Raw genomic sequence first — 11,212 nt, 5'->3', positions numbered from 1 at the left:
AACTGCTCTTGGTAATAATTCGCGAGTGCGTCGTAGTCGCCAGATTTGAGAAAGCCATCTTCGATCCGATTGCGAATTATTACCAAGAGCAGTTGGCCGATTCCGCTGACAATCTGGCGTTGCAGACTCGATTGGGACGCATTCTGGTCTCTGCCGGACGCCTCGACGAAGCTAAGAAAACACTCCTGGACGCGACCACGAAAGCACCGGGTGACGCCGACGTGCGATTGGCATTGATCGACGTGTTGGTTGCGTTGGGGGACAATCAATCGGCGGCCGCACAGTATGAGGCTTTGTCAAAGGACGACCCCGAAAACCCTGACTATCTGCTGCGTTGGGGACAATTGTTGCTGGAAGACCAGAAAACGGAATTGCAGGCGCGTCGCGATGCCGCGGCCGGTGTTTGGCAGCAACTGGCTGATGCCCGAAGCGACGATGCAGTCACGCTTTCACAGATTGCCGACCGATTTCGAGGCATCGATCGAGAAGAAGACGCGATCAATTTGTATGAGCAGGCAATCGAGGTTGATCCTGAGTCTCCGCAATATCGCGAGTACTTGGGTGAATACCTGCACAAGCTCGATCGCAAAGAAGAAGCGATCAAGACATGGGAATCAATCGCCTCCGGAGATCGCCGGAATCGCGATTCGCTGGTTCGCTTGGCGGAAGTGTTCAACACATTTGAACTGGGCGAACGAGCCCTCGCGGCCTGGCGGGATGCGTCAGAAATGGATTTGACGTTCGCACAGGAACTGCGTTTTGCAAAAGCACTCCGAGACGCGAAGCAGCATGAAGAAGCGTTCACCCGTTTGGAGGTGGCCCGCGAAATCGCGGAAACTCCGGACGAACAAGAACAGGTCTTGAAAGACCAGATCGAAACGTATCGTCAGGCCGGAACGCTGGGCGATCAGATCGCGACGCTGGAGACCCAACCACCTACGGTCGATCGATTGCGACAACTGGCCCTGATGCATCAAGCGGCTGGACAATTGACCGATGCGGCGGAGGCGATTCGGGAGGCTCAGGATCTAGAGCCCGATAACGTGGATGTGTTGGTGGTTGCCGCTGACATTGCCGAGCGGCAATCTCGTCTGTCTGACGCGGTGACTTTGTTTGAAAAACTATCCGAAGTCGATACCAGATTTCGCACCAACTATTTGCAGCGTGTCGCTGGGCTGCAGACTCGTCTTGGACAAATTGATGAAGCGCTTGCGACATGCGAATCGTTGATTGATGCCAACCCAGCCAGCCCTGAGTCCTATCTGTTCTACGCACGGACCGCGCTCAGTGCCAACCGTGATGATGAAGCCTTCACGGCGCTTCGCCGGGCAATGAACGTGGCTCCGCGTGACAACGGACCACGAAGGATGATGGCGTCGGAATTGGCTGAGCGTTATCGCACCGACGAAGCGATCGAACTTTACTGGCAAGCGATCCAGTATGAGTCTCAAACCGATGACCGGATCAGTCTGATCAAGCAGTTGGCGCCTCTGTACGATCGCCAAGGTGATGTTGAAGAGTTGATTTCAAGAATCGAATCACTCGGCCGTGAAGACGGTGATACTCGAGGCACTTTGCTTTTGACGTCCGCCGCTTACGAAGCGATTGAAGATTATGGGGCCGCTCGGCAAGCGATTGACCAATTGATTGCTCAACAACCTCGCGACGTTGCATTGCTCGAAACGATGGTCAATCTGAGTGATTTGGCTGACGAGGTGACAACGGCGGCCGAGTATCAAGAGCGAATCGTCTCGCTTGCTGATACGCCCGAGAATCGTTTCAAGCTGGTGCAGCTAAAACTCGACGCGGGCATGATCGATGTCGCGACAGCACTCGGCGAACGAATCTCTTTGGTATCCGATCCGGTTCGCTTGGGTTCGATGATCCGATCCGCTGCGATGCGTGGAGACACCAAGGCGGCAATCGCGATTTGTCGCGAAGCACTCGATCGTGACCCTGGACTGTGGGACGTGAAGCTCGAGCTGGCCCAGCTGTTGCTTTACGACGATAGCGGTGACGACCAGAAAGAACGCTATGAAGAAGCGGGCAAACTGTGCGAGCAGATCCGCGCGATGGATCTGCCGATGGACGCGAAGCCGCCAACTCAGAAGACGGTCAAGGCCAGTTCACGCAACACCAATTACCCGGCGGATTACTTAACCAATCCGAGGTATTGGGGGCAAAGCAGCTACACGATGGCTCGCAACTATCGGATTGGTCGCTACGGAAACAACGCCTATGGATACAGCAGTGGTGCGACTTCCCTGAATTTAGTTCAACCCAACGTCTTTGGGCATGCTCGCATCTTGGCGGCTTCCCTGTTGATGGTGCGTGAAGCCAAGGAAGCACCGGCGGGAGAAGCTGAATCCAAGATCGAGGAGATGATGAAAGAGCAGTTCAGCATTGCCGAAATCGAAGAGGTCGACGATGCGATGGTGCTTTGGGAGTACACCTCATTGCAATCGTTCCAGTCGGTGTTGGCGACGAATACCAACACCAACGAAGACGATGCGGAGGCCGCTGAAGCGAAACGGCGGCAGGAGATACTGAGCTGGCGATTGGCTGAGCTTGATCCTGAATATGGGCAGACAGCCATCCTGTCGCTGTTGGCGTCTCGCATCGCGGTTCCGGATGAGGACGAAACCAAAGAGCCTGAAGAAGAGGGTGAAAAAGAGGATCAGCCTGAACCCCTTTCGACAGAACGTTTAGAGATTTTGGTCGACCTGTTCAACAAGAATAAAGGCAAGCCGCAAACGACGTCTCTGCAAACGGCGTCAAGCCAGTTGATGCTGCGGAGTATCTTGATCAACGAATTCAACCGCGCCGGACTTCCGGAACGAGCAGCTGAGTTTGCGATTCCTGATCCTGATGAAGACGCATCGTACGACGAGCTTTTGTCCACTCTTATGTTCCATTTGCGGATGGGATCAGAGGATCGTGCCAGCGAGTTGGTAGGCCGCCTGATTCCTGCAATCCGAAATGAAACCGGTGGCAAGGCCGCGCAACCAAGCCGTTCCATCAATGGTTCGCTCGGTGGCATGACACGGTCATCCAAGCGGAGCAAAGCGTTTGTTGATAAACACCGGCTTGAGTTGCTCGACGCCGTCTTAGCGGCCAACATCGGTCGCGGCGTTCTTTCCCGCAGTCGCAAAAGTCCGCTCTCTGAAGGCATGCTGCGAACCTACTATCAATCACCATCGGGAAGTTACCGGTCAATCCAGATCAAGGCTCCGTTGTCCACGTCCCTGATCGACCAGTCCATCGTGTCTGAGTTGTCGAGCTTGGTGCCGGAGGATTCGTCGAAAAACACGAACACCCGTACTCAATCGTTGCGGGTGCCGTTGGAAATGATTGAGCATCTTCAGAAACCTCTCCCGGACGCTCCAATTTACGAATTGAAGTCGCGTGGTGTGCTGGCCGCATTTGCTCATTGGTGGGATGGCCGTCCTGAGGACTGCTATCGTGAATTGATCGAGCTTTGTGAAAAGTATCCCGATGACGTCGATTTGCAGATCGAGAGAGCTCGGTTGGCCAGCGAGTTGAATCAACCCCGCGTTGCACTGGAGGCGTTGGATTCTTTCGATCCGCTGGACAGTCGCATGTTGGTTCGCAAAGAGATGGCGGCAATGAACTTGGCCGCTGAACTCGGGGACATCGATCGTGCGAAGCAGGCTGCGCAGCGATTGTTCGGAATGCGGATGGACACGAATACGCAACTGGCGTTGGTGGACCAACTGCGTCGCTTGGGAATGAATGACAAGGCCGCCGCTGTTCTGCGTCGCATGCGAGGCGGCAAGAGTCGTGATGACAGTGTCGAGTTGCAGATCGCGAGATCGTTCATGGCCAGCGATGACAAGGAATCGGCTGCTGAAGTCGCCTACGCGTTGCTGAGGAAGCTGGGCAGCGGACGACGCCAAAACCAAAGCAATCAAGATTACTATCGCCGACAAGCCGTCGAAATATTGACATCAGCAGGACGGATGGAACCGTTGATCGAACGAGCCGAGCGGCGGCTCAAGACATCGCCCGCCTCGATGCGTGTTCGATCCGAGTTGGCCGAACTCTACACGGCAGCTGGTCGTTCCGACGACGCAGCAGCTCTTTGGGAAGATGCCCCCACCGACCGTCCCGTTGATGCGAGGCAGTTGCTCTCTCGGGCGGCCGCCTTGGCCAAGAGCAAAAAGCACAAAGAAGCGGCCGAGATGTATTTGGACGCTTTCGAGAAAGATCCCAGCTTGATGAACAACAGCTACTACGAAATGCGTCGAGCTGTGCAAGCGGCCAAATGCGAAGACGCGATGTTCGAAAGGTTGTTGGAGTTTGACCCTGCGGCATTGTCCTCCTATCGATTGGGGGAATTTGTGTCGATGGGCGATCGACAAGATTTCAGTGAGGCAAAACGCAAGTTCATTGGTCATGCACTGAAGAGTCCGTATGGTCGCCAAAACTTCTATTCCATTCTTCGCAACGTACCCGATTCCGAACGAAAGAATATCCCGGGGATTCAAGAGACTGTGGTGGAGGCGATTTGCAGTGATGATGCGTTTTCGCCGACGTCAACACTTTGGCAGGTTCGCAGTCGTTCAAGCGGCGGAACAGCAATTGGTCCGTTGGAAGATGTTGTTGGCTTGGTCACTACAGACGAGGCGGTTGCCAAAAAGTTTGGCGAGGCGGCAGAGAAAGCCAAAAAGAATGAAAGCTCGAAACCGACCGCTGAGTTCTTGCTCGCCCTGATGGACTTGAAAAAGTCGGAGCAAAAAGACAAAGCAGCTGAAAGACTTCGGAGTGCGATCCCCAAAAGCGAAGAGGGCGAAGAACCCGGGGCTCGAACGATTAGCGGTGGCTTGGTATGGCAGGCGGGTCAAGTGGTCGAAGAAATTGGTGGCATTCCCGATCGACCCGCGATGTTGGTCGAGATGTACGAATACGCCAGCGATGATAGCAACATTACACCGAACGATTTCCAGTTCTCAGTTTCTGCTCGGTTGCTCGACGTTTACGCGGCCAATGGTCAAAGCGGATTGGCTCGTCAGTTCGCGCTTGAGGGCTACGCTTCGATCGATAATTCCGAGCAAAACCAATACAACCCTGGCTACGGGGACTATCAAGATTTGCGGCAGTACAAATCAATCGCTGACAAGTTGGTTAGCATGGGGTGCCCGATTGACGCGATTGTGATCTATCGCCGTGCCCTTTCGGATCCAGGCCGATTCGAACGAGCCAAACGCTATGGATCCGGGACAACGAGCGAGTCGTTTGTCAAAGCAGCCGAGGCAGCAGCCGAAGCTGTGACGCCCAAAGCATCCACGCAATACATTCAGTGGCTCACTGAAGAACTCGCTGAGTCAAAAGACTCTAAGAAGCGGGCGATCAGCGTCGATCTAATGGACTTGCCCGTTGAGATGCTGTTGGCAGGCGATGCCGAACCAGGGCTGACGATGGCAATCCGATCGTCGCTTGCGATCGATGAAGGGCAGGACGCCGTCGATGAACTTGCGTCCGTGATCGGCGATCTCTCATCTGAGCACACCGAAGATTGGTCATTGCCCGCGACGGAACTTTTGATTGCCGCGCATACCAAGTCGGAGAATATTGAACCCACTGCGGCTCGCTTGTTCGAGGCCCTTCCGCCCGTCGAGGAAGTGACCGCAGCGGCAGGCGCTCCTTCCGCCGACAAGTACAAACCATTGTTGGATCTGTATCCGGTTGTTAAATCGGTTTTCGAAACCGATCCGGACGCGGGCACCGAAGTCGGCAAGAACTTGATTGACTATATGACCAGCGTCGCCCGAACGACCGGGGATCCTCGGCTCGAGTTGGCACTTTCAAAATTGACCGGCGATCATTCGCAATCATTCGCGATATATCTGGACCGGATTGAGGATGACATCGAGCCGGGCGCACCGCTTTCTAAAGATAAGTGCGAGACCGCATTGGGGATTGCACGAACCGCAGCGATGGATGGTGACATCGAAATCTCCACGCGTGCTCTGACGTTGGCGCTTGGCAACGGTCCTCCGCTGCGGCAGATGAGGACGACGGGCGATGCGTTCACGATCAGTCGGCAGAGTACGAATGTTCGCAATCGCGATGATGGCGGGATGGGAGAGCTCACTCGGCAAGTCAACGAAATCATCGATCTTTACTCGGATGCAACTGGAGAAAAACTAGGCAAACGCGATCCAGAACCTGAGGACTCAAAGACGAATGATTCGGAGTCTGGCGGCGTTACTTCCATCGATGTGACGCCCGGTGAAGACGGCAAGCCGAAGAGCGACCCAGCGACATCGATCCCTTTGATATACGAGGCGTTGCGGGAAATCGTGCTGCCGCCGGAACGCCCGGCAACGGTGTTCCCCTATGCGACGGAAATAGTGTCAACCACCGGATATGACCGAGGTGAATTGGCCGACGACTCCGGAAAGGAATCGGCTGCGAAGTCGCTAATGATCTCAGCGGTCCTGTGTGATCGCTCGGCGCAGCTGGATGAGCTACTGCAAGAGCGAATCGCGAAATCAACTGATAAGGCGACGAGTGCGAGTCTGTTGGTTAATTTTGCATTGGCGTCCCAGGACGAGGAGAAGCTGGTGTCGGCTTTAGACGTGTTCGCAGAATCGCTGGATTCGGTCTTGCCTGAGGTCAGCGAAATCACGTCATCCGCCTCGACGCTGAACTCGATCACATCCCAGATGCAACAAGAGTCTTATCGCAAAAGCGAAACCATCAATCTTGTTCTCGGATGCATTTGGCCACTGCTGCAAGACCCGAGCGATCTAGCGAGTGCGCCTCAAGTTGCGGATCGGGCGGGTGAGTTGCTGCAACGCACCGCTGGCTTGATTGACTCCGATAGCTACACCTCGAATCGCCATCGAAGCATCGCCAGCAAGCTTCGCCGTTTGATGTTGAAGAGTGCCGCGAAGAGTAGCGACCTCGAACATTTTCAAAACGTGCTCGAGGCTGAGATCGTGACCCGTGAAGCACGCTACGCGAACTATGACGGCGACCGCCGCGATGAATACACCCAGCGTGAACTGGAGCGGTTGCTGGGTGAATTGATTGATGACGGGATGGTGGAGCAAATCCCGGGCTTCATCCGCAAGTTGATCGCAATGAAACTGGCTGATGATTCGAATCGCGATTCGATGACACCGGCCAAGCTGGCGGTTGCAATCAAGGAGTTGCCTGAGTCGACGCAATTTGACCTGCTCATGCAGATTGCAATGGGAGACGACGCCGACAGCCCGATCATGCATTGGACCGGGTTCATTCGGTTTGACACGCCGCCGGAATCCGTTCGTCGGCAAACTCCGCGTTTAGAAGACTTCAAGTCACTGGCCACTTCGACTTCCCAAATTCCAACGGTCAATACTCTGTTGATGCTCGCCGATCTGGCAGCCAAGACAAACAAGTCAGCCGACGTCGCCGAGGCATTGATCGGACGAAGCGAGCGAGCTGGCGATGACGCTGATATTGCCGCGGCATTGGTTCGCTTGGCCGGTCAGTTGAAGGATGGGGGCAACCCAGAGTCTGATTCGCTTCTCAAGACGTTGGACGCCATCAAAGCTGACTTGATTGCCAATAAGCCTACCAAGCAAGACACAACGCTCGAGTATCCAATGTTGGCAACCTATTTGATCGCTCGTTGCATTGATGCCGGAGTGGCGGTCGACCAGACAAAGCCATTGCTCGCAAAACTTTTGCCGTATGCAACTCGAAGTCAGCGAAACACTGTGACGTCTGCTTTGGGAAGAACCATGGCGTTTGCCGGAGTGGGGCGGGCAGCCGGTGCGACGGAGGGTTCGCCGTTGGCGCATTTTGTGCCAGTCAGGTTGCCGGCACGGGCGACTCCTGACACGGAAACCTTGCATCCACTCTTTGCGATGGATGACGAAGGCTGGGTCAGTGCTACGAGTGGTGACAATCAATCGCTTCTAATGCTGCGTTTTCCCGTTTCAGGCGAGTTTGGTTTTTCAGCCGACATCTGGGATGGCAATCCGGGGGCAAGCAACACCGCTTACGGTGGCGTGCTGTATCAACCCGACGGATGGGAAAAGAAAGCTCGCATCACCGCCATGGCGGGCAGCACCGTGAAGGTGTCCGTACCGTCCATTGAAAATGGAAAGGTGAACGAAGAGGAGCTGAACGTCACAGAAAACGAAGTCATCGGACTGTGCAATGACGAACCCTATGTCAAAGATTTGAAAACGCAGTCCTACCCATGGTTGTCGTTCACGCAGGAGATGAGTCGGACGGTCAAGTTCAGCAACATTCGCTTGACGGGGAACCCGGTGATTCCAGAGCAGATCAATCCAATCGATCCAACGATGAGAGGCTGGGGGATTTTGACTTTCGGACGTGGTTTGCCTGATCCTTTGTTGCCTATCGGGGAGGATCAAAACGCCGAGAAAATCGAGGAGGCCCGCAAGGTTGCGAGTGAAAAAGACCAAGGCAAGTGGTCGGTGAAGGATGACGAATTGAAATACATGTCGGCAAAAGCGGACAATGTCTACGATCCGTCGAGCCACATCGAATATCTGCGTCCGTTGCTCGACGGTGAGTCGATGGAGTATTCCTTTTGGTGGGAGTGGGATGATACCGAAGTACAACCGACCGTCGGTCGCATGGCGTTGAAGTTCACCAAAGAGGGCACCCTGCCAAACTGGATCCGCATCACCAATGATTTGGCATCAACCGAATTCATTGCGGTGGACAAACTGGATCCACCAGCCGATCCTGTCGCGCCGGAAAACGTGCCCAATGATCAGGCGTGGAACACGGTGAAGTTGACCCGTAATGGTGACACCGTGCGAGTGGAGTTGAACGACACTCCATTGATCAGTTTGCCAGTCGCTGATCCACCCCGTCCCGGTTTGCTGAGGGAGGTCAAACGAGACGTTCGCATCCGCGACATGAAGCTGACGGGAGATTGGCCCAAGGAAGTTCCCGCGAATTTAATGGAGCGAGCCGAAGTCGGAGACTGATGACCGTGAGAGCAATCTCATGACGCTTGGATAATTGATCCGTTTGGCTAACCGGACTGAACGGCTCCTACGAGGGTGTTGGGAGCTCAATCGCACGGTGGGTTTTTGCTGATTCGTAGCATGCGTCGATCAGGGCCATCGTACGCAGGTTGTCGCGACCGCTTAGGTTGGGTTCGATACCCGTTTCCAACGCGACCAACAGTTCTGCCATCGGTCCGGCGAACGCGTCGGGGAACCAGACTTTGTCCCAGCGTGGTTGTTCCCATCGGCCGATGTCGGTCGTCGTCCAGTCGATCGTGCTGGGGCAGCGAAGAGGGTACTTGGGCCAACCAATGGTTCCGCGAGCCATCCCCTTGGTGCCCTCGACTCGCCAAGTGATCCCCAAGTCTTCGGCCGCACCTTCGCGAGCCGGTCCTGCCCACACGTCATCGCAAATTTGACAACGCAAACCGTTGGCGTACTCCAAGATGTACAACCCGATGCCGTCCATGTGCGAGAACGTCGTTCGCGGATCGGTCCGGAAACTGGCGAAGACACGAACAGGATCACCGAACCAGTACCGCATCGCATCCAAGTGGTGGATCGACATGATCCTGCAGGTCATCCAACCCTGCCGTTGTTGCCAAGGCATCCAGTGCGGGATCGCTCGCATGTCAATGGTCGCTAAAACAGGCTCGCCGAGTTGGCCTTGATCCAGCAGTGTCTTGCACGCCCGAACCGACTGGTCGTAACGCATGTTTTGATTGACACAAAGCGTGATGCCAGCGTCGCGGCAGAGATCAACGATTTGCTTGGCCTCGGCAAGACAACCCGCGATGGGTTTTTGAACCAAGATGCCACGGATGTGCGGGTGCCGCACCGCTTCCTGAATGATGCTGAGTTGAACGTCCGGCGGGACCGCGATGTCGATGACTTCAAGCGAACTGTCGGCCAACAGCTCGCTTGGATTGTCAAAAACCTTGCTGATTCCATGCCGCTCTGCCACCGAGTCGGCTTGTTCTCTTCGCCGGGAAGCGATCGCTGCGGGACAAAAGCCCGCGGCTCGGTACGCCACCAACTGGCAATCATCCATGATGAAGCCGGCGCCGATGCACCCGATGGGCACCTCGCGATCTTTCGGCATAACGGGATCGATACCCAAGTCGACTGAGTCGCTTTCACGCCGCGTCAATTCTCCGCGTCCTTTGTTTGGGCTTTCAGTGAGGTCGCGCTGGCATCTCGATTGGGATCCAGCCACGCCATGGACTGACTTTGCGAGTCGTTTTGGCGGGAGTCCGTGTCTTCAAATCGTTGCTCCCCGATTTCACGCACGGCGGAGTCCGGCAATCGATCCAGTGGTGTGTAGCGAGGGTGATGTGAATCCATGTAAGGATCATTGGACTTGGCGTTGTAGCAACAAATCATGGACCAACGAGGGTTCTCGCTGTGATTTTGATCGCTGCGATGCAACAGATTGGAATGGAAAAAGAGCACGTCGCCCGGGCTCATTTCAACATGCACGAGCTCAAACCGTTTCAAGATTTCAGCCACACGTTCCGGATCCGCACCGGCTTGTTGGCCAGTCAGTTGATGGTGAACGCGTCCGCACGCATGGGAACCCCGAATGACTTGCAGGCATCCGTTTTCTCGCGTCGCGGGATCGACGGCAATGAAGCAACTGACCAAGTTCGGCGTCAAAACACCGTTGCCGTACCAGTAGCCGTAATCTTGATGCCACGCCCACGCACCACCGACTCGGGCGTCCTTCATGATCATCTTGGAGTGGTAGTGATACGGTTCGTCACGCAACAGTTGCTCGGCCCTTTGGACCAACCGGTCGCAGCGTGCGAACGCTCCGTAGATGCCATCGCCGGGATGATTCCAAACCGACAACCGAACCGTGCCGCCTTCGCCGTCGTCGCGACCAAACGCATGGTCATCCAAACGTTTGTCTTCTTTTGCCGAGCGGCGTAGCAGTTCGATCTCATCGGCATCGAACAACGAGGCAGCCAACAAGAAACCTTGGCTGTCGTAGTCGGCAATCTGAGCTTCGTTGAGTGGACCGGGCATTTTCGCTGGGGTAGGTTCGCGGGAACGAATGACAGCGCGTCATTGTATGCGATCCTCAACGCCACAAACTGCTTGAGCTCCTGCCGGTTCAGGAGCTGGTTCGTTTTCACTAACGAATGGCGAAAGCATGCCGTCAGTTGCAGCTCTTTGGTCTGCAGTCGATGTCGCCGCGTTACCCTGTC

Annotated in this window: 3 protein-coding genes; 1 reads left to right on the top strand and 2 read right to left on the bottom strand. The window is 55.2% G+C overall.

All coding sequences use genetic code 11. The features are described 5' to 3' along the window. The first annotated feature begins 92 nt into the window (after positions 1 to 92). Positions 93 to 8,981 (top strand): tetratricopeptide repeat protein, encoded by an 8,889-nt coding sequence (locus B2R17_RS07185; protein WP_414707247.1) that lies wholly within the window; start codon positions 93 to 95, stop codon positions 8,979 to 8,981. Between the two features lie 67 nt (positions 8,982 to 9,048). Here the strand turns inward: B2R17_RS07185 and B2R17_RS07180 are convergent, their stop codons facing one another. Together B2R17_RS07180 and B2R17_RS07175 are read right to left on the bottom strand one after the other, a co-directional pair. Further along, on the bottom strand, positions 9,049 to 10,152 hold the full coding sequence (locus tag B2R17_RS07180) for a Gfo/Idh/MocA family protein (RefSeq protein ID WP_286763422.1): 1,104 nt from the start codon (positions 10,150 to 10,152) through the stop codon (positions 9,049 to 9,051). Beyond that, a complete protein-coding gene (locus B2R17_RS07175; protein WP_286763421.1) occupies positions 10,149 to 11,030 on the bottom strand; it encodes a phytanoyl-CoA dioxygenase family protein in 882 nt (293 codons plus the stop codon). Before B2R17_RS07175 ends, B2R17_RS07180 begins: the two co-directional genes overlap by 4 nt. Positions 11,031 to 11,212 lie beyond the last annotated feature (182 nt).

It is taken from the genome of Rhodopirellula sp. UBA1907, from assembly GCF_002337565.1.
Classification (GTDB): Bacteria; Planctomycetota; Planctomycetia; order Pirellulales; family Pirellulaceae; genus Rhodopirellula; species Rhodopirellula europaea.
The sequence above is the reverse complement of the archived record's forward strand: the minus strand, read 5'-3'. Positions and strand labels throughout refer to the sequence as shown.

What these genes read in the sequence shown, in the direction of transcription:
- B2R17_RS07175 (WP_286763421.1), bottom strand. Translation starts at nt 11,030, where the DNA reads ATGCCCGGTCCACTCAACGAAGCTCAGATTGCCGACTACGACAGCCAA.